Origin of the sequence: Flavobacterium sp. CBA20B-1 (genome assembly GCF_028473145.1) — a bacterium.
In the GTDB taxonomy this organism is placed as follows: Bacteria; Bacteroidota; Bacteroidia; order Flavobacteriales; family Flavobacteriaceae; genus Flavobacterium.
Genome location: NZ_CP092370.1, coordinates 758754 through 778571 on the forward strand (window position 1 = coordinate 758754; position 19818 = coordinate 778571).

15 protein-coding genes are annotated in these 19818 nt (G+C 33.9%); 7 read left to right on the forward strand and 8 right to left on the reverse strand.

Annotation, left to right across the window (positions count from 1 at the left end; translation table 11 throughout):
• Positions 1–136 precede the first annotated feature (136 nt).
• The 5 genes from MG290_RS03820 (at position 137) to MG290_RS03840 (ending at position 8263) form a co-directional block, all read left to right on the forward strand.
• A complete protein-coding gene (locus MG290_RS03820; RefSeq protein WP_264562584.1) occupies positions 137–4591 on the forward strand; it encodes a translocation/assembly module TamB domain-containing protein in 4455 nt (1484 codons plus the stop codon).
• 49 nt (positions 4592–4640) lie between these two features.
• Positions 4641–5630 (forward strand): 6-phosphofructokinase, encoded by a 990-nt coding sequence (pfkA, locus tag MG290_RS03825; RefSeq protein WP_264562585.1) that lies wholly within the window; start codon positions 4641–4643, stop codon positions 5628–5630.
• A gap of 12 nt (positions 5631–5642) precedes the next feature.
• Positions 5643–6164, forward strand: a complete 522-nt coding sequence (locus tag MG290_RS03830) for a hypothetical protein (protein ID WP_264562586.1) — start codon at positions 5643–5645, stop codon at positions 6162–6164.
• A gap of 3 nt (positions 6165–6167) precedes the next feature.
• Complete coding sequence (gene gap / locus MG290_RS03835; protein ID WP_264562587.1) at positions 6168–7169, forward strand: type I glyceraldehyde-3-phosphate dehydrogenase; 1002 nt, start codon at positions 6168–6170, stop codon at positions 7167–7169.
• 248 nt (positions 7170–7417) lie between these two features.
• Complete coding sequence (locus tag MG290_RS03840) at positions 7418–8263, forward strand: N-acetylglucosamine kinase (protein ID WP_264562588.1); 846 nt, start codon at positions 7418–7420, stop codon at positions 8261–8263.
• A 40-nt stretch (positions 8264–8303) separates the two neighbouring features.
• On the opposite strand, the gene MG290_RS03845 is transcribed toward MG290_RS03840, so the two are convergent.
• From MG290_RS03845 to MG290_RS03865, 5 genes are all read right to left on the reverse strand, one after another.
• Positions 8304–8789, reverse strand: a complete 486-nt coding sequence (locus MG290_RS03845; RefSeq protein WP_257498937.1) for a hypothetical protein — start codon at positions 8787–8789, stop codon at positions 8304–8306.
• A gap of 378 nt (positions 8790–9167) precedes the next feature.
• On the reverse strand, positions 9168–10451 hold the full coding sequence (locus MG290_RS03850; RefSeq protein ID WP_264562589.1) for a glycosyltransferase family 4 protein: 1284 nt from the start codon (positions 10449–10451) through the stop codon (positions 9168–9170).
• A gap of 48 nt (positions 10452–10499) precedes the next feature.
• Positions 10500–12944 (reverse strand): YfhO family protein, encoded by a 2445-nt coding sequence (locus MG290_RS03855; RefSeq protein WP_264562590.1) that lies wholly within the window; start codon positions 12942–12944, stop codon positions 10500–10502.
• A gap of 79 nt (positions 12945–13023) precedes the next feature.
• Positions 13024–13302, reverse strand: a complete 279-nt coding sequence (locus MG290_RS03860; protein WP_264562591.1) for a DUF4834 family protein — start codon at positions 13300–13302, stop codon at positions 13024–13026.
• A gap of 76 nt (positions 13303–13378) precedes the next feature.
• A complete protein-coding gene (locus MG290_RS03865; RefSeq protein WP_264562592.1) occupies positions 13379–13747 on the reverse strand; it encodes a rhodanese-like domain-containing protein in 369 nt (122 codons plus the stop codon).
• Between the two features lie 77 nt (positions 13748–13824).
• Here MG290_RS03865 and hemN point away from each other — a divergent pair, with 77 nt between their 5' ends.
• Positions 13825–15183, forward strand: coding sequence for an oxygen-independent coproporphyrinogen III oxidase (gene hemN / locus MG290_RS03870; protein WP_264562593.1), 1359 nt, complete (start codon positions 13825–13827; stop codon positions 15181–15183).
• Between the two features lie 41 nt (positions 15184–15224).
• Here the strand turns inward: hemN and MG290_RS03875 are convergent, their stop codons facing one another.
• The 3 genes from MG290_RS03875 to MG290_RS03885 form a co-directional block, all read right to left on the reverse strand.
• Positions 15225–16421: an NAD(P)-dependent oxidoreductase gene (locus MG290_RS03875; RefSeq protein ID WP_264562594.1), complete on the reverse strand. Its 1197-nt coding sequence runs from the start codon at positions 16419–16421 to the stop codon at positions 15225–15227.
• A 68-nt stretch (positions 16422–16489) separates the two neighbouring features.
• The gene (locus tag MG290_RS03880) at positions 16490–16687 is read right to left on the reverse strand and encodes a hypothetical protein (RefSeq protein ID WP_257498944.1); all 198 of its coding nucleotides are present in this window, start codon (positions 16685–16687) and stop codon (positions 16490–16492) included.
• Between the two features lie 42 nt (positions 16688–16729).
• A complete protein-coding gene (locus MG290_RS03885; protein ID WP_264562595.1) occupies positions 16730–17287 on the reverse strand; it encodes a DUF7935 family protein in 558 nt (185 codons plus the stop codon).
• 96 nt (positions 17288–17383) lie between these two features.
• On the opposite strand from MG290_RS03885, the gene MG290_RS03890 reads away from it, so the two are divergent.
• On the forward strand, positions 17384–19720 hold the full coding sequence (locus MG290_RS03890; RefSeq protein WP_264562596.1) for an ATP-dependent helicase: 2337 nt from the start codon (positions 17384–17386) through the stop codon (positions 19718–19720).
• Positions 19721–19818: the final 98 nt, after the last annotated feature.

The following is a 19818-nucleotide window of genomic DNA, read 5'->3' on the forward strand; positions in this document are numbered from 1 at the left end:
TTATGCGTAAAAGAGTAAAAATTGCACATAAACTTTATATAAATTAATTATTTTTGTTTCAATTTTAATAAGCAAATTTAAAACAAATACGGCTATCAAAAAACTTTTTAAAATACTGTTTGCATTGTTGTTGGGCGTGGCACTGGTTTTTATATTGGTGGCAGTTATCATTACCACTCCAATTGTTCAAACAGAACTGGCGCATTACGCAACCACAAAAATTAACGAACAATTTAATATTCGAACATCTATCGGTCAAGTTGCTGTGCAGTTAGATGGAAATGTACTTTTAAAGCAGATACACGTTTTAGATGACCGAAATAATGATCTAGCCTACATTGACCGACTTTATACGGATATTACTGATTTCAAGCAACTTACGGAAGGTAAATTATTATTTGGAAGCACCGAAATTCAGGATGTTAAGTTTTTTATTCACAAATACAAAGGCGATTCGCTTACCAATTTAGATAAATTTATTGCCGTTTTTGATGACGGAAAACCTGGAAAAGGTACTTTTTTGATGAAAATTGATCATTTAGACCTAACAAATGGTCATTTTAAAATTACCGATGATCATACCGGCAACACCCCAATTGATTTCAAAGAAATGAACGGTTCTTTAGACAAGTTGCTGGTTCAAGGTGCAAATATTAGTGCAGATATTAGCAAATTATCGTTAAAAGACAAACGCGGAATTTACATTAAAGATCTGGTTACGAGCTTTTCTATGACGAAAACGAGTATGGATTTAAGACCGTTTGCTGTTGAAACCGAAGAATCGTATATCAAAGGAAATATCGCGATGCGTTATGCCGAAGGCGATTTGAAATATTTTACCGAAAAGGTAAATTTGGCAGTTGATCTGAATAAATCTAAAATTGCTACTAACGATTTAAAGTATTTTTATAAAGAATTCGGAACTGATAATACATTGTATATCAATACAAAAGCAACCGGTACTTTAAATGATATTAAGTTGGAAAACACCCAGTTGTCTGATAAATTAGGTTCAGAAATTATTGGCAATTTTACCTTAAAAAACCTTTTTGTAAAGAAAAATCCGTTTCGGGTGGAAGCAAATTTGAATCGCATGAATATTACGCGTTCAAATGCTGTGGCACTGCTTCCAAATATTTTAGGAAAATCGTTGCCCGTTCAGTTAGAAAAATTAGGACTTTTAAATCTACAAGGTTTCGTAGCTTATGAAAATTTTTATGTGGATGCTGATCTCGAAGCCATCACAAATCTCGGTTTTGCCAAAGCCGATGTGGAATTATGGAACGTTAACCAAAAGCAAAATGCTACTTATAAAGGCGATATTACGCTTGATAATTTTGATATTGGCGGATTGATCGAAAACGAAAAAATTGGCACAGCTACTTTAACAGCAAGTGTTGATGGTAAAAGTTTCGATCCGGAATCTTTCAACACAATCATCAAAAGTCAGGTGCAGCAGTTTACGTTTAACAACTATTCTTACAAAGATATTACGATCGATGGAAACCTGAAGCTGCCCGCATATACTGGAACTTTGGTTAGTAACGATCCAAATGCACTGCTCGATTTCAACGGAACTTTAGATCTGTCAAAAGATAAAACGGCGGTTGATTTTAAAGTAGATGTGCAGCATTTAAACATGAATGCTTTGCATATTGTTAAAGATTCTTTGGGTGTATTTAACGGACATTTTGAATTGATGGGAACGGGCGAAAACTTAGATACCTTTGAAGGAACAATTCTTGCCGATAACGCCACTTATACCAACGCAAACGCAACCTATATTTTTGATCACTTTTTGGTGAAATCTTCTTTTGAACCGAATAATATCCGCCAAATTGATATAGAATCCACCGATATTGTAAACGGATTTATTCGCGGAAATTTTAAATTCAACCAGTTAAAAGGAATTGTAGAAAATTCGCTGGGAAGCTTGTACCAAAACTATTCTCCTAATCCCATTGCAACAAATTCTTATATTGAATACGATTTGCAATTTCAAAACAAAATCATCGATTTATTAGTTCCGAAGCTCGAAATTGCAAATGAAACGTCTTTTTCTGGTAAAATTACTGCAGATACCGGTGAATTTATCTTAAACATGAATGCGCCATTTGTAAAATACGACAACAATAAATTCAGTAATATTCAAATTGATATTAACAGTTTGCGCGAAAATCAGAATGCATTTATCGCTATTGATACTATTGATTTAAAGTTTTACAAAGCATATGATTTTGTGCTGAACAATGCCAAGAAAAACGATACACTTTATGCCGATACCCAATTTAAAGGAGGAACAGAAGCGGCTGACAAATACTACCTGAATTTTTACCACACCATAAACGAAGAAAATAAATCGGTTGTGGGCATCCAAAAATCTGAAATTCAGTTTAAAGAATCTGTTTGGTTTTTAAATGAATTCAACAATAATAAAAACCGCATTATTTTTAATAAAGAAATAAATGATTTTATAATAGAAGATATTGAACTTTCTCATAAAGATCAAACGGTTTTATTAAATGGAAGCATGAACGGCAAAAATTATAAAGATTTAGAGCTGGATTTTAAAAATGTGGAATTAGATAAAATCACGCCCGATTTAAATAATTTAACTTTTGCAGGTTTGATCAACGGAACTGTTTCTTTTGTGCAAGAGGATCAAATTTTTAAGCCAAAATCAAAAATAACCGTTGAAGATTTAGAAATAAACGAAGTGTTGCTGGGATTGTTCAATTTTGAGGTGGTTGGCGATGAATCGCTTCAAAATTTTAATGTAAAATCGAATATAGTAAACGATTTCACCGAGAATTTTTATATGAACGGAGCCATTTCTGTTGCAAAAGGCAAAAGCCGTTTAAACCTTGACGCAGGTTTTAATAAATTCAACCTAAAAGCAATCGCTCCGTTTTTATCTTCCATTATGAGTGATGTTCGTGGCGATGCTTCTGGGCGTGCAACCATTCAAGGCACACACACAAATCCTGATATCGAAGGAAAGCTATATCTATCAAATGCCGGAATGCGTCCTGTTTTTACTGGTGTTGATTATGTTTTTGATGAAAATGCACCGTTAGATGTAACCGAAAGCCAATTCATCCTTCGAAACGTAAACATCACCGATTCTAAACATAAAACAAAAGGTTTGCTGAATGGAACCATTTCGCACAACAAATTAAAAAATTGGAACATTGATGCACGTTTGTCTTCCAATAATCTTTTGGCTTTAGATAGTGAATACAAAGAAGGAACTCCGTATTATGGAACTGCATTTATCGATGGCAGCGCCACTATATTAGGTCCTGTAGAAAATTTAGTAGTGACAATTGAAGCAAAATCAAACAAGGGCACTAATATTAAAATTCCTTTAGACGATGCAGGTGGTTTAGGCGATAACAACTTTGTTCATTTTTTATCTCCTCAGGAAAAAGCAGACCGTTTAAAAGGCATCAACACATCGCCAATCAATACACGTTTTGGAGGAGTGCAGCTCAATTTTGAATTTTATATAACGCCCGATGCCGAAATTGAAATTTTATTAGACCGCGATTCTGGTCATGGAATGAAAGGCAACGGTGCCGGTTTTATAACAATGGAAATCAATACTTTGGGACGATTTAATATGTGGGGCGATTTTCAGGTGTACAACGGAGAATACAATTTTAAATACGGCGGAATTATTGATAAGAAACTCGATGTGGTGAAATACGGAACCATTCGTTGGGACGGCGAACCATTAAATGCCATTTTAGATTTGCAAGCTGTATATAGAACCCAAGCAAACCCAGGAATTATTGTAGAAAGTTCAGAAATCAACCGCAAAATTGATACAAAGGTAACCATTGCCCTACAAGGAAATTTAAGCACCCCAGAAATCGATTTCTTGATTGATTTTCCTAATGTAAGTTCTAGTATAAAATCGGAAATTGAATACCGCTTGGCTGATAAAGATATGCGCGAAACCCAAGCAATGGCATTGCTAGCAACAGGCGGATTTATCACAGCAGGAACGGGCGGAAGTGCTGTTTACGGAAGTTTATTTGAACGCGCAAGTAGTTTATTCGATGATTTATTTTCAGACGATGAAGGCAAGTTTCGCGTAGGGTTAAATTATTCCCAAACCGAAGTGAATCCAAACCGAGATGTAGATAATCTATCTGCGCGAGTTGGAGTTACTTTTTCTACCCAAATTAGCGACCGTATTTTGGTAAACAGTAAGTTAGGTGTACCTGTTGGTGGTCGTGAAGAAAACGTGATTGTGGGCGATGTGGAAGTGCAACTTTTGCTAAACGATGACGGTTCACTAAGAGCAAGAGTTTTTAATCGCGAAAACGAGATCAACTATATTGGGGAAGGAATTGGCTATAAACAGGGTGTTGGGTTAACATACGAAGTAGATTTTAATACATTTAAAGAATTAATCAAAAAAATCTTAGTAAATGCCAATAAAAGAAGCCAAAACAAGAAAAAGAAAACAGACAATGAAAACTTTCCGGAAGATGATGATTACGGTATTGAATTCTTAAAATTTCAGGAAAAAAGAAGAGAGGATACCACCGAAGAAAATAATAAAAAGCCAGAACCAAATTGATTCTGGCTTTATCATTTTTTTTTGTATCTTTAGTTGAATAAGCAGGTATATGAAATCAAACAAAATAAAAAGAATCGGCGTGTTAACATCAGGTGGTGATGCACCCGGAATGAATGCTGCAATTAGGGCAGTAGTAAGGGCTTGTACTTTTTACGAAGTAGCTTGTTTTGGTATTTTTCGTGGCTTTCAAGGATTAATAGAAGGCGACTTAAAAGAAATGGGACCTCGCGATGTAAAATATATAGTGTCTAAAGGCGGAACCATATTAAAATCGGCTCGTTCTAAAGAATTTATGTCCGTTGAAGGCCGACAAAAAGCCATTGAAACGCTTAAAAAAAATCAATTGGATGCATTGATTATTATTGGCGGTGATGGAAGTTTTACCGGTGGAATGCAACTCTCTAAAGAATATGACATTCCCATTATTGGCATTCCCGGCACGATTGATAACGATATTTATGGCACATCGCACACTTTGGGCTATGATACCGCTTTGAATACGGTGATCGATGCGGTTGATAAAATTCGAGATACAGCCACCTCGCACAAACGTATTTTCTTTGTGGAAGTCATGGGGCGCGATGCAGGTTTTATCGCTTTAAATTCAGGAATAGGAGCAGGAGCAGAGGAAATTTTAATTCCTGAAGAAAATATCGGTTTACCGAAATTGTTAGAAAAACTGAAACGAAGCAAAGCTTCCGGAAAATCGAGTTGCATTGTTATAGTTGCCGAAGGCGAAAAATCAGGCAGAAATGTGTATGAATTAAGCGATTATGTCGAAGAACATTTACCGGAATATGATGTGCGGGTGTCGGTAATCGGACATATTCAACGGGGCGGTTCGCCCAGCTGTTTTGATCGCGTTTTAGCAAGCAGATCTGGTGTGGCAGCGGTTGAAGCTTTATTAAAAGGAAAAAAGAATGTAATGATTGGATTGCAAAACGATTTAATGGCATACACACCGCTGGAAAAAGCAGTGAAAGGCGAAGCCAAAATCGATGAAGAATTAATAAGAATATCAGATATATTATCAATATAGATAAATAATTGAATGGCAAACGCAAAAAATATTTTACTCTTATTATCGTTTTTTACTTTATTGAGTTGTGAAAATAAACAATCTTTATTTTTTAAAACATTTGAAAAACAATTTGAGGCTGAAATAGAAAAAGAAGGTGCAAAATTATTCAAATTTCAATATGATCCATTTTCGCCTCAATCATCATATTTTCTAAATTCAAAAATTAAATATTTAAAGATTCATTTATCAGGAGAACTCTCAACATCAATAAGTCTAATAAAATTTGAAAATGATTCTATTGTAAATATTGTTGAACATTTTACAACATATGGAGGAAATGATGGTGGAAGAACCGCTGGCAGAGACTTAAATAAACTTGAAGGAGATACCATTTATGTTTATGATTATAAAAATAGCAGCTTTAAATCTTTCGTTAATAAAAAGTTGTATAAAACAAGTAATAAAGAATTTTCTAGTGGAATTATTTCGCATAACAAAAAATGGATTTACGATCTAAAAAGAGAAACAGAACAAAAATATAATCAAGAATAAGTTATGAAAAAAGTAAAAATTGGAATAAACGGTTTTGGAAGAATCGGAAGATTGGTTTTGCGGGAGTCATTCGAGCGAAACGATGTGGAAATTGTAGCCATAAACGATTTAATGGAAATTGATTTATTGGCTTATCTATTAAAGTACGATTCGGTTCACGGAACTTTCAAAAAAGAAGTTGCAATTGATGGAACTAATTTAGTAATCGATGGAAAGAAAATCAGAGTTACATCTGAAAAAGATCCTTCTTTATTAAAATGGAATGAAGTGGGCGTTGAAGTAGTTGCAGATTGTTCAGGAGTTTTTAAAACAATGGATAAAGCAAGTTTACATTTACAGGCAGGATCTAAAAAAGTAGTAATTTCATCGCCATCAGATGATATTCCAATGTTTGTCATGGGCGTAAATCACGAAAAAATCACAGCAAATGATGTTGTTCTTTCAAATGCTTCCTGCACCACAAACTGCTTAGCACCCATTGCTAAGATATTAAACGATGAATTTGGAATTCTGGAAGGATTAATGACCACTGTTCACGCAGCCACAGCATCTCAATTGGTTGTAGATGGTGCTTCAAAGAAAGATTTTCGCGGTGGTCGATCTGCTTTAAACAACATTATTCCTGCAAGTACAGGAGCAGCAAAAGCAGTAGCAAAAGTTATTCCGGAATTAGATGGTAAGTTAACAGGAATGGCTTTTCGCATACCCACACCAAATGTTTCGGTGGTTGATTTAACTGTGAAACTGGCAAAACCAACAACCTATGATAACTTGATGAATGTTTTCAAAAAAGCATCAGAAACCCATTATAAAGGAATTTTAGGTTTTACAAACGAACCGGTTGTTTCTCAAGATTTTCTTTCGGACACTCGAACATCCATCATTGATGCCGATGCCGGAATTGCCTTAAATGATACTTTTTTTAAAATTGTATCGTGGTATGATAACGAATATGGTTATTCTGCCAAACTTTTAGACCAGATTGTATATGCAAATGGTTTATAGAAAAAATTGAAAGTATTTCTCAAACTGTGTCAAAGTTTAAAACTTAGGCACAGTTTTTTGTTTTTAGAGAATTCCCACGAAATGTAAGACACTAAAGAGAAACGGTTCAATATCAAAATACAATATCAAAATAAAATATCAAAATACAATATCAAAATACAATATCAACATAATTTTTTCTACCATCTCTTTAGGTATTATTGTATAAAATAACGTATTTTGTGCTTGAATTTAATTCAGACATTTTTATGAAATTCGTAGTTGATAGTGGTTCTACCAAAGCAGATTGGTTGTTGTTTAACAATAAACAGCATTTAGGGGTGTATAATACGTTGGGGTTAAACCCTGAAGTTTTAAATACAAATGTATTGGTAGAACGTATTTTGGCGAACGAAGAAATTGCCAATTTGCGCACATCTCTAAAAGAAATATATTTTTACGGATCGGGTTGTAGTACCGTTCATTCTAAAAAAGTAATGCAGGATGCTTTGGTGCACGTTTTTGAGAATGCTGAATTTTTTGAAATTTTAGAGGATACATATGCCGCAGTTTATGCAACCTGCCATGATTTGGAACCGGGAATTGTTTGCATTAACGGTACGGGTTCAAATTGCAGTTTTTTTAATGGTAAAGAAGTAGAGCAGGCAGTAAATTCGTTGGGATATTTAGCTATGGATGATTGCTCTGGGGTAGATTTTGGCCGCCGTTTAATTCGTGCCTATTATTTCAATGCCATGCCCGCAGATTTAAAGCATGAATTTGAAATTTCTTACAATCTTGATGCCGATTATATAAAGAAAAACTTTTATAAAGAACCTAATCCTAATGCTTATTTGGCTTCATTTCTTCCATTTTTAATTGCGCATAAAAATCATTCTTTTTTGCAAAAGATGATTACTGAAAGTTTTCAATTTTTTATAGATTATTACATTAAACAATATGCAAATCACGCAGATGTTCCAATACATTTCATTGGATCCACAGCATTTCTTTTGCAAGAAGAATTTGAATCGATACTAAGCAAAAATCATTTGAAAGCAGGTGTTTTTTATCAAAAACCATTAGAAGGATTAATAAAATTACATCAAAAATAAAGGAGTCTAAATAAATAGACTCCTTTTTAAATATTTGCAATTAGAATTTATAACGAACGCCTAAAGCGATATCAGGACCAAAATTGTCGTGATAATCGTTTCCATTTAGATAAAGCTCTGGTCTAAAATCAAGCGAAACTTGTAGCGGTATATCGAAATTATATTCAATACCAATTTGCCCAGCAGCAAAAATAAATAAATCACTTTCGTTGTAGTTTGGTAAACTGTATGACCATGAACCTAATCCACCACCAACACCAGCATACCAGTTAAAACCACCGTCAATATTCCATAACCATTGGTAAATACCTGTAGCCTTGATAGCATCGTAGTTTTTAGATGATCTCCAGCCTAAATCAATTTCTAAACGGTTATTTTCAGAAAGTAAACGTTGGTACGAAACTTCAGCACCAAAACCATCGCTATCACCAAAGCGTAAACCAAGTGCGTTTTTAGAAACGTTTTCTTGCGCTTGTGAAGCAAGCCCTGTAAGAGCTAAAAAGCTCACTAAAAAAATTCTTTTCATAATATTATATTCTTTTTTAGTAAAAATAATATAATTAGACATACATTCCAAAAAATGGCGGTAATTTATACTCATTCTGTGTGTTTTTAAAGCTCTTTCAATGCTAAAAAAAATTATAAAACTTTACATTATCTTAATATTACAGTAATATTTAGTTCATTTTAAAGGTTCAATTTTGTGCCAGCAGTCAATAGATAAACACAGTAAGTAAAATATTAATGATTAATGTATATCAATACAATCTATAATCATTCTATAAATTAAAAGAAAGTAAACGAAATATAAGGTTATTTTGGTTAGTTAATTTTTAGATTCATTTTTTCGCAAAAGTGTGTTTAAAAGAAGGAGTTTACTTTTCGGAGTAAACTCCTTTGATTTTTAGAGGTGGTTTATAACCTCTGCCAATTTTTCGGTAAGTTTTTTTCGGCTGAAATATTGCAAGCCAATACCATTTACTTTTAGTTGGTTTTGTTGGTACTTATAATAACAATCTAAAATATATTTTTTAACACTTCCTAAGTCGCTGTAAATAAAATAGTTACCTGTGTTGGTGTCTTTTATAATTTTTTCCACATCACTTTTTTCCGGCCCAATTGCCAAGATGGGCCTTTCGGCAGCCATATATTCAAATAATTTTCCCGGAATGATGCCTATTGTTTCATAAGAATCAATTTCAATCAATAGCAAAACCTGAGCACTTCGTTGGTATTTTAATGCTTCTGAATGGGGTATATATCCTATTGTTTTTGTATGATTTTGTAAATTAAATTCTTTTAGACTATCTAAAATTTCAGGACTCACTTTACCAATCAACTGCAGTTGGAAGTCGGATTTGAATTGCTCATTTTCTTTTAAAATTTCGTTCAATGCCTGCCATAAAATTTTGGGGTTTCGTTTGGAAAGCAACGAACCGATATGACTTACAGTAAACTTGGTATCTAAAGCTGGTTTTTCAACCGTCTCCACATCGTATCCATTGGTAATTACATGAATTGGTTTTGATGTTATTTCTGCAAATTCCTTCTTAGTTGTGTAACTTGTAGTAATAACAGTATCGGCTTTTGTTAAAACTTCCTTTTCTAAATATTTATGTTTTTGAGCCGATTTAGCACTTAGTTTTAATTCTTTATGATAGCCGATATTTGTCCATGGATCCCGAAAATCAGCAATCCATTTTACAGACAATTGTTTCTGCAATTCCATACCAATCAAATGCATGCTGTGTGGCGGTCCAGTCGTAATAATGATATCAATAGCATTCTTTTTTATATAGTTAGACAAGTAATTCACAGAGGGTTTTACCCAGCCAACTCGCGCATCTGGAATAAAAAAATTACCGCGAATATAAAGCAACAATTTTTCTACAAATGTTTGTTTTTTCTTTGCTTTAATAATTCCAGAACTGATTGTTTTGGTATTTTTTTTTGATAGAAACGATGCAATTTTATAAGGCTCATTAATTGGTTGTTTTAACACAATTGTGCGGTTTTGAACATCGTTTTCTAAATCATTATCAATAATGGGATAGGACGCATTTTCAGGCACATAGACAATTGGTTCTATATTGAATTCGGGTAGATATTTCACGAATTTTAACCAACGCTGCACGCCCGGACCTCCTGCTGGCGGCCAATAATAAGCAATAATGAGCACTTTTTTCATAGCTTTGAAAGTAGTTTATTGGTTAAAATAGATTTATTTACTATTGATTTAATTCGGGTTTTCCTCTTTTTTCGTAGCAGATTTCCAGATGTAAAAAACACCCGCAATTACAATTAATAATGCTATGATCGAGGTTATTAATGAAACGGTGCTACCTTTTTGTATCACTTCTGGTTCGAAAGCAAATGTAATTTCATGATTACCAGCAGGAACATATAATCCGCGTAGGGTGTAATTCACTTCCATCATTTCCATAGGTTTTCCATCGATTGAAATATTCCATCCTTTTGGATAGTAAATTTCAGAGAATACCGCAAAACCATCTGCTTTGTTTTGTGATTTATATACTAATTTATTAGGTTGATAATGCAATAAGTGTATTTGTGCCAAACTATCTACCTCAAAATTTGTTTTCGATACTTGTGCTGCATCATACACCAACGCTGTTTCTTTTGATTGGAATGATTTCATTGCTGTCATCATTTCATCTGCATTTGCTACTTTTTGAATGTTTTTAACAAACCAAGCATTTCCGTTTGCATCCGGATTTTCTAAGGCAATATCAGCTCCTTCTTCGTTTTTATTAATCACATATTTTACATTCAACATGTTTAAAACTTGAATGTTTTGCTGTGCAATTTGATAGTCAAACAAATCTTGAATTTTCTTAGGTTTTGCCGCATGGTATCCACCTAAAGAATGATGAAAATAGGAGCTTCGCGCGCTACTAAAACCGCCTTGTTGTTCAAAAACCCTAAAATGTGTAGTATCTTTTAAAATATGCTGATCTGCTGGTGTTTGCTGAAAAGGCTTTTCTACCATGTATTTTGCTACAAAGTTATCTTTGTTTACATAGTTGGTATCAATAGAAATTAAATCAATCACACCTAAAAAACCAACGATAATTACGGTAACTTTTGCAGTTAACTTTTCTTTATTGAATGCTAATAATGCTCCGAAAGCCAAAGCTATAAAGATAAAAGTTCGCAATAAATCTTTTGAATACATTGCCTTGCGGTCGTTTATTAAAGCAGCCAAAAAATCAGATCCGGCTTGTTGAAAAACTTGCGCATAATACGAATCGTTTGTTCCTTCAAAGCCTAAAGTTCCTTTTAAAACAAATAGTACAACAAGAAGTGTTGCAAAAACAATTCCCGACATTTTTAAAGCTTTAAACTGTTTTTCTTTAGACGCATTAAAAAATGCCTGTAAACCTAAAATTGCCAGCACTGGAAAACATAATTCAGCGATTACTTGAATAGATGTTATGGCACGGAATTTATTGTAAAGTGGCAACGTATCAATCAAAAAATCGGTTAAAAAGAAGTTGTGTCCCCAAGATAAAGCAATGGAAACAGCAGCCCCCGCACCCAAGTAATACTTTGCTTTTCTATCATCTACAAAAAAGCACAAGAGCGCTAAAAACAACACCACAGCTCCAATATATGCTGGTGCAGCTACAATTGGCTGTTCGCCCCAATAGGTAGGCGCATGGTCGGCAAATTGTTGTGCCGGAGCTGGATCGTATCCTTGCGATTGTAAAAAATTAAATACAAATTGATAGGTTTCTGATTGTGTACCAATTTTTTCGCCATTACCACCGCCCATAATTCGGGGAACGAGTAAATTAAAGGTTTCAAAATTACCGTAACTATACTCTGTGATGTACTCATGGGTCATTGCGTTGGTTGATGCTTTCGGTGAACCATCTGGAGCTATTGTTAATTCGCTATCGCTTCTGGTACTGAATTTTGCATATTCTGATGTAGCCATTAAATTGGTTGCATTCAAACCAATTGCTAAAATTCCAGCAACAACAAATATTCCAAACATTTTTAGTAGAGAAGAAACTTCTTTCTGTTTGATATAATATACGGAATAATAAATGGATACAATCACTAAAAATAGCAATAGATAATACGTCATTTGGAAGTGATTAGCCGAAATTTCCAGCGCAGCAGCAATCATTGTAAGAATTCCTCCCAAAAGATATTTTTTCCTAAAAACCAGATGCACACCAGCTAAAACCAATGGCATATAAGCAATTGCGTGAGCTTTGGCATTGTGTCCGGCTCCTAAAATCACAATTAAATAGGTGGAAAAACCAAACAATAACGCGCCAATAAAAGCCTTTAAAGGTTTTACTTTGTAGGTTAAAAGCAGTATATAAAATCCTATGAAATATAAGAAAACGTAATCGGCAGGACGCGGAAGAAAACGAATCACATAATCTAATTCTTTTATGTAATTATGTGGATATTTTGCGCCTAATTGATAAGTGGGCATACCGCCAAAAGCATTGTTTACCCAATAAGTTTCTTCGTTATTTGTTTGTCGAAAATCGTTTAATTCTTTAGCCATTCCGGTGTATTGCACAATATCGGATTGCATGATTTGCTTGCCCGAAAGTACCGGATAAAAGTATGCCAAAGCCACAACTACAAAACCCAATATTGCTAAAATATGAGGTACATAGTTTTTAAAATTTTTCATAGTACATAAATTTGATGCTAAATGTACTTATTATTTAGGAATTGAAGAAAAAAAAGTCTTGCATTGCAAGACTTAAATATTATTCTACTTCTTCAAAGTCGATATATTCACCAACTTTCTTTTTTTCTTTCGGAATTTTATTCTGTTTTAATTCACTTTCAAAATCAGGTTTTTGTGTTTGGTGATTATGTTGATTTTGATAGGCTTGCTGTTGTTTTTGAAAGTTTTCAGAAACTTTATTAACCGCTTTGTTGAGTAAATAGGGTGCTAGCAACTTAAAGGTAAACTTAAATAGATAGTAAACCAATACAATAATTAAAACGGTTTTTATAAAACTTTGAAAAGACGCTTGGTCCATTTTTATTTATTTTTTTAGATATAATTTCAAATATAGCACCTTTTCCCGTGATAAATTCTTATAGAAATCTTAAAAATTATTTATCAGCACTATCTTCCGTACGCTTTTTCCAATGTTCGTAACCACCACTTAACTGCGAAACTTTTTCAAAACCAAGTGATTTTAATAACTCATAAGCTTCTGTACTTCTTACACCGGACTGGCAAAAAACAATTAGCTCTCTATCTTTTGGAAAATGACGTATGGTTCTTGTAAATTCTTCTTCATGAATATTCAAATTCATTGCGCCAGGTATTGTACCTTCTTTGTATTCTTCAGTGGTTCTCACATCTATTAAAATAGGTGTTTTTTCTGTGAGTTTCATTAATTGATCCATTTCGATATTTTGTGCATGAACCGATAATCCACTTAAAAGAATGCTTAAAACTAAAATGACTTTTTTCATAGTACGAATTGTTTATTTATGACAAATATCAGAATTTATTTTTTTGCCTCTTATTATTTTTGTTTAAAAGTTTTGTAATGAATAGCTTAATTAACAAATATAATGTTCCCGGCCCCCGATACACAAGTTATCCAACTGTTCCTTTTTGGAATCAAGCTTATTTTTCAAGTAATAAATGGATCGCTCGTTTGCAACAAAATTTTGATTTAACCAATAGCACTGAAGGCATATCGTTATATATTCATCTGCCATATTGTGAAAGTTTGTGTACTTTTTGTGGGTGTCATAAACACATTACAAAGCAGCACAAAGTAGAGCAACCATATATCGATGCTGTTTTAAAAGAATGGAATTTGTATTTGAATCTGTTTGGAAGTAAGCCTATTATTAAAGAGTTGCATTTGGGTGGCGGTACGCCTACCTTTTTTAGTAGTACGGAATTAAAAAGATTGGTTGATGGAATTTTTGAAAAATCTGTAAAACATGAGCATTTAGAAATGAGTTTTGAAGGACATCCTAATAATACTTCAGAAACACATTTGCAAGTTTTGTTTGATTTAGGTTTTAAGCGAGTGAGTTTTGGTGTGCAAGATTATGATGAAAAAGTGCAAAAAGCAATTCACAGAAACCAGGCTTTTAACCAAGTGAGTGCCGTTTCTTTGAAAGCCAGAGAAATCGGCTATCAATCTATAACTCATGATATTATTTATGGATTGCCGTTTCAAACAATTGAAAGTATAAAAGACACTATTTATAAAACAGCACAGATAATGCCCGATAGAATTTCCTTTTATTCCTATGCACACGTGCCATGGATGAAAGGAAATGGGCAACGGGGTTTTAAAAACCATGATCTTCCGAAAAGCGAATATAAACGACAGCTCTATGAAGAGGGAAGAACGTTATTGCAGCAATTTGGTTATTACGAAATAGGGATGGATCATTTTGCAAAAGCAACAGATGATTTGTATAAATCATCTAAGAATAAGCAATTGCACAGAAATTTTATGGGATACACGCCTTCTAAAACAACAGTTTTGATTGGTTTGGGAGCATCGGCAATCAGCGATTGTGGAAATGCTTTTGCACAAAACGAAAAACAAATTCCTTTGTATTTAGCTTCTATCGAAAGAAATGAAATTCCTGTTTTTAAAGGGCATGTTTTATCAAATGATGATTTAGTTTTGCGCCATTGTATCACAGATATCATTTGCCGATACAGTACCGATTTAACGGCTGTTTATGCAATAATTCCTAAAGAGGAATTGCAAAATCGTTTGAATGAATTTTTGAACGATGAATTGATTACAATTGAAAACAATCAATTAACGGTTACTCATTTGGGTAAAACTTTTGTACGCAATATCTGTATGGCTTTTGATGAATATTTAATTCAAAACACACCTTCAACCCAATTGTTTTCAATGACTATTTAAACAAAACATCCTGAGCAAAAACTCAGGATGTTTGTGTATAATTATTGTACAAAATCACTTAGATAGGAAAATCGTTCGGTTAATTTTCCATTTTCGCAAATAGTGGCTCTTTCCAATATACCTTCCTTATCGTTATCAAAAAAAGCAGGAATGATTTCTTTTAAAAAGATTTCTCCAAAGCCTTCGCTTGCATCTTTTGGCAACTCGCACGGTAAATTATCAACTGCCATTACCACTACCGCCGCAGGATGATCAATTGCTACTTCTTTGTTTTCTCGCGGATAATATCCGTAAATTGGATCGGCAATAGTTGAAGCTCGCAAAGTGCAATCAATGGGTCCGTTGATATCGCAAGAAATATCTGCAACTACTTTTATGGCATTGTTTGCATGGTTCAGCATTTCTTTTGTTAATATTTTTGGCGACCCATCTTTATAAAAATGTCCGGCAATAAAAATATCGGCTACTTTCGAAAATTTTTCAAAATCGCTGGTGTAATCCAAAGGATTTTTCTTGAAATCTTCAAATGAACCGGTTGTTCCATCAATTTTTTTATAGTAATCTTCAACATCGATATGCACATAAACAGGCTCATCAAACTCTTTATTCAAGAATTTTTCAACTGAAACCTCTTTCATCTTCATTCCGTCTAAAATTTCTTTCGCACCAAATCCTACTTTGCCTTTTCCTGTTAAAACCACTTTGATAGGAGGAAGAAACACTTTGTTTAAGCGATCAATTAAATCTTTTTGAGTCTTTAATTCTTCGGCTTTTTTGAGATTAAACAAATCAAACTTTATTCCAAAAGCTCTAAAAGCATTATAAGCGCCAACAATTCCGGCATATCTACCAAAACCAATTAAGCGTGTTCCTTTATTATCAACCAATGTTTCATGGTCAATTAAACGAATGTTTTTTTCTAAACAAGCTTTAAGCAACTTTTGATTGTATATTTGTTTTTTTATGGTATGTGAAAAAAAGAAATACGTTTTGTTAGAAATTAATTTTTCGATAGGCACTTCTTTAACGCCAAAAAGCACATCGCAATCTGCCATGTCTTCTGTTATTTCAAAACCTAATTGCTCGTATTCTTCATCTTTGAAAACTCTAATTGGTGAAGATTCTACTTTAAAAGTTGCAGTAGGATAGGTGTTTTTAAAGATTAATAATTCTTGCGGCGAAAAAACTACCCTTTTGTCAGGTGGTGTTTTCCCTTCGCGTATTATTCCAAATTTCATATACTATGTTTTATTTTAGCGAATATATGAAAATTAAATGAACAGCCCAAACAGGCTGTTCATAAGGATTAATCGCAACTTACGTTTTGATATATTTTGTCTTCTTCTTTAATTTTATCGTCACAATTTCCGTCTAAACTGCCAATGTATCTTAACTGCGGCTGTTCTTCGGTGCCTATATTTTCATACACTTCGCAATGACAAGTGTCCGACGATTCACAACTTGCTAAAAAAGCAATTCCTAAAAGGGTTAAAAACTTTTTCATCATTCTTATTTTTAATATTTTACGACTAATTATTATCAAAAATTAAACCAAATCTTTAAATTCTTGCTTTAATCTGTTTTTTGCCAAGTCGGTAACAGAATTCGATTCTCTTACTTGCAATAATTTCTGTTGTAATGTATGGGCATCTTGCACCTCTTCTTTTAAACTTGTTTTTAAAATTTGTTGAATAATGGTTTGTTTCGCGGTAGCAATCAATGCCCATGCTTCTTCGGAAACATACAATTGTTGCGAGATATTAAAATCATATTCTTGTTCAATATTTTGAATTAGAAATGAGGCATAATCTTGCTTCAACTCTGAAATAGGTGCCACTCGAACCACTAATTTTTGTAAATCTATACGTTCCATCAAAATAATTAATCGCTCATAAGCCTGCACAATTTGTGGCGTAGCTTTTCGGGCTGGTTCTTGCGGTGCAAAGGCATTTCCTTGGTGCTGTAAGCGTTCCCGTAAAAACGCTTCGGTTTGTTTCTCGCGCGCAATTGACTTTCTGTTAAACAAATAGAACAACAGAACAATTACAACCAAACCTAGTAAAATAAGTAATGATTCTTTCCAATCTACTTTTAAATCGATCATTTTAATGCATTTTAAAAAACAAATATAAACCTAAAATAATATTATTTGCTACTTATTTTTAGTAGTAGTAACTTTGTTTTTTCTGAAAATAAATCTATGCAACAATATATCGATCAGTTAAACGAAGCACAGCGTGCTCCCGTACTGCAAAAAAATGGACCTATGATCATCATTGCGGGTGCAGGTTCGGGTAAAACACGTGTGTTAACGCTGCGAATTGCTTATTTAATGCACTTAGGGGTTGATGCTTTTAATATTTTGGCACTTACATTTACCAACAAGGCGGCCAAAGAAATGAAAGAGCGTATTTCTAAGATTGTGGGTTCGGCAGAAGCCAAAAATTTGTGGATGGGAACTTTTCACTCAGTTTTTGCCCGAATTTTGCGAGCCGAAGCAGACAAATTGGGATATCCTTCTAATTTCACCATCTATGATTCGCAAGATTCTCAGCGGTTAATTGGACAAATCATCAAAGAAATGCAGTTAGATAAGGATATTTACAAGCCCAATCAGGTGCTTAGCCGTATATCCAACTACAAAAATAATATGATTACAGTTAAGGCTTATTTCAACAATCCCGAACTGATGGAGGCCGATGCAATGGCAAAAAAACCACGAATTGGGGATATTTACCAAGCCTATGTGGAAAGATGTTTTAAAGCAGGTGCGATGGATTTTGACGATTTGTTGTTGAAAACCAACGAATTATTGATTCGTTTTCCGGAAGTCTTGTTAAAATATCAAGATCGCTTCAGGTATATTTTGGTTGATGAGTATCAGGATACCAATAACTCGCAATATTTAATCGTGAAAGCCTTGGCAGATCGTTTTCAAAATATTTGTGTGGTGGGCGATGATGCACAGTCTATATACGCATTTCGAGGGGCGAATATCAATAATATCTTCAATTTTCAGAAAGATTTTGATAACGTACAAACCTATCGATTGGAACAAAATTATCGCTCCTCAAAAAATATTGTGGAAGCTGCAAACACCGTTATCGACAAAAATAAAACCAAATTAGATAAATTGGTATGGACCGAAAATCCCGATGGTTCCAAAATTAAAATTCATCGATCAATTACCGATGCAGAAGAAGGACGCTTTGTGGCATCAACCATTTTTGAAGAAAAAATGACCCATCAAATGCAGAATGGCGATTTTGCAATTTTGTATCGAACCAATGCCCAATCGCGTGCAATGGAAGATGCGTTGCGAAAAAAAGATATTCCTTATAGAATTTACGGCGGTTTATCGTTTTATCAACGCAAAGAAATTAAAGATGTTTTAGGATATTTAAGACTGATTGTAAATCCAAAAGACGAAGAAGCACTCGTGCGCGTGATAAATTATCCAACCCGCGGAATTGGAAACACTACGGTGGAAAAACTGAATATTGCTGCCAACCATTACAAAAGAAGTATTTTTGAAGTGATGGAGCATATTGATAAAATCGATTTAAAACTGAACGCCGGCACAAAAAGTAAAATAAGCGATTTTGTTACCATGATTAAGAACTTTCAAATCATTAATCAAAATAACGATGCGTATTATTTAACAGATTATGTGGTAAAAAAAACAGGATTGATCCAAGAATTGAAAAAAGACGGCACTCCTGAAGGTATTACCCGTTTAGACAATATTGAGGAACTTTTAAACGGTATTAAAGATTTCACCGAAGGACAAAAAGAAGTAGATGGTGCACGAGGAAGTTTGGCTGAATTTTTAGAAGATGTAGCCCTTGCAAGCGATTTGGATAATGACAAAGGCGATGACGACCGTGTGGCATTAATGACCATTCACTTGGCAAAAGGATTGGAATTTCCCACCGTTTTTGTAGTTGGTATGGAAGAAGATTTGTTCCCAAGTGCCATGAGCGTGAATTCTCGTGCCGAATTAGAAGAAGAACGCCGCTTGTTTTATGTGGCATTAACACGTGCCGAGCACAAAGCATATTTAACGTATGCACAATCGCGTTACCGATGGGGAAAATTAGTAGATTGTGATCCGTCGCGCTTCATTCAAGAAATAGATCCGCAGTATATAGAATTTCTTTCTGCACCTGAAACCAACTACCGATACAAATCAAGTATCAATGAAGATATTTTTGGAGATGTAGATAAATCTAAATTGCGCTTAAACAAACCCGTGGCAGGCATTCCACCAAAATGGGTCAAAGAAAACGAAGACCCAAAACCCAATCATGACATCAGAAGATTGAAAGATATGAGTAAGATTTCAACTTCAAATGCTTCATCAAACGAAAATTCTTCGTTACAAGAAGGACAAATTATCATGCACGAACGTTTTGGTAAAGGAAAAATTCTTAACTTAGAAGGAGCCGGAGCAGACAAAAAAGCTGAAATTCATTTTGAAGTAGGCGGAATTAAAAAATTGCTGCTGCGTTTTGCAAAATTAAAACCAATAGGGTAGGTTCGTTTAAAGTTTAAAGTTTAAAATTTTTTGAAAGCTTTTATTCTGAACAATTTACTAAACAACTCATTTTCAAATTATCTAATTGTATAAAATTG

Coding starts and splice junctions, on each gene's coding strand:
- pfkA (WP_264562585.1), top strand. CDS start 4,641: ATGAAATCAAACAAAATAAAAAGAATCGGCGTGTTAACATCAGGTGGT.
- MG290_RS03830 (WP_264562586.1), top strand. CDS start 5,643: ATGGCAAACGCAAAAAATATTTTACTCTTATTATCGTTTTTTACTTTA.
- gap (WP_264562587.1), top strand. CDS start 6,168: ATGAAAAAAGTAAAAATTGGAATAAACGGTTTTGGAAGAATCGGAAGA.
- MG290_RS03840 (WP_264562588.1), top strand. CDS start 7,418: ATGAAATTCGTAGTTGATAGTGGTTCTACCAAAGCAGATTGGTTGTTG.
- MG290_RS03845 (WP_257498937.1), bottom strand. CDS start 8,789: ATGAAAAGAATTTTTTTAGTGAGCTTTTTAGCTCTTACAGGGCTTGCT.
- MG290_RS03850 (WP_264562589.1), bottom strand. CDS start 10,451: ATGAAAAAAGTGCTCATTATTGCTTATTATTGGCCGCCAGCAGGAGGT.
- MG290_RS03855 (WP_264562590.1), bottom strand. CDS start 12,944: ATGAAAAATTTTAAAAACTATGTACCTCATATTTTAGCAATATTGGGT.
- MG290_RS03860 (WP_264562591.1), bottom strand. CDS start 13,302: ATGGACCAAGCGTCTTTTCAAAGTTTTATAAAAACCGTTTTAATTATT.
- MG290_RS03865 (WP_264562592.1), bottom strand. CDS start 13,747: ATGAAAAAAGTCATTTTAGTTTTAAGCATTCTTTTAAGTGGATTATCG.
- hemN (WP_264562593.1), top strand. CDS start 13,825: ATGAATAGCTTAATTAACAAATATAATGTTCCCGGCCCCCGATACACA.
- MG290_RS03875 (WP_264562594.1), bottom strand. CDS start 16,421: ATGAAATTTGGAATAATACGCGAAGGGAAAACACCACCTGACAAAAGG.
- MG290_RS03880 (WP_257498944.1), bottom strand. CDS start 16,687: ATGAAAAAGTTTTTAACCCTTTTAGGAATTGCTTTTTTAGCAAGTTGT.
- MG290_RS03885 (WP_264562595.1), bottom strand. CDS start 17,287: ATGATCGATTTAAAAGTAGATTGGAAAGAATCATTACTTATTTTACTA.
- MG290_RS03890 (WP_264562596.1), top strand. CDS start 17,384: ATGCAACAATATATCGATCAGTTAAACGAAGCACAGCGTGCTCCCGTA.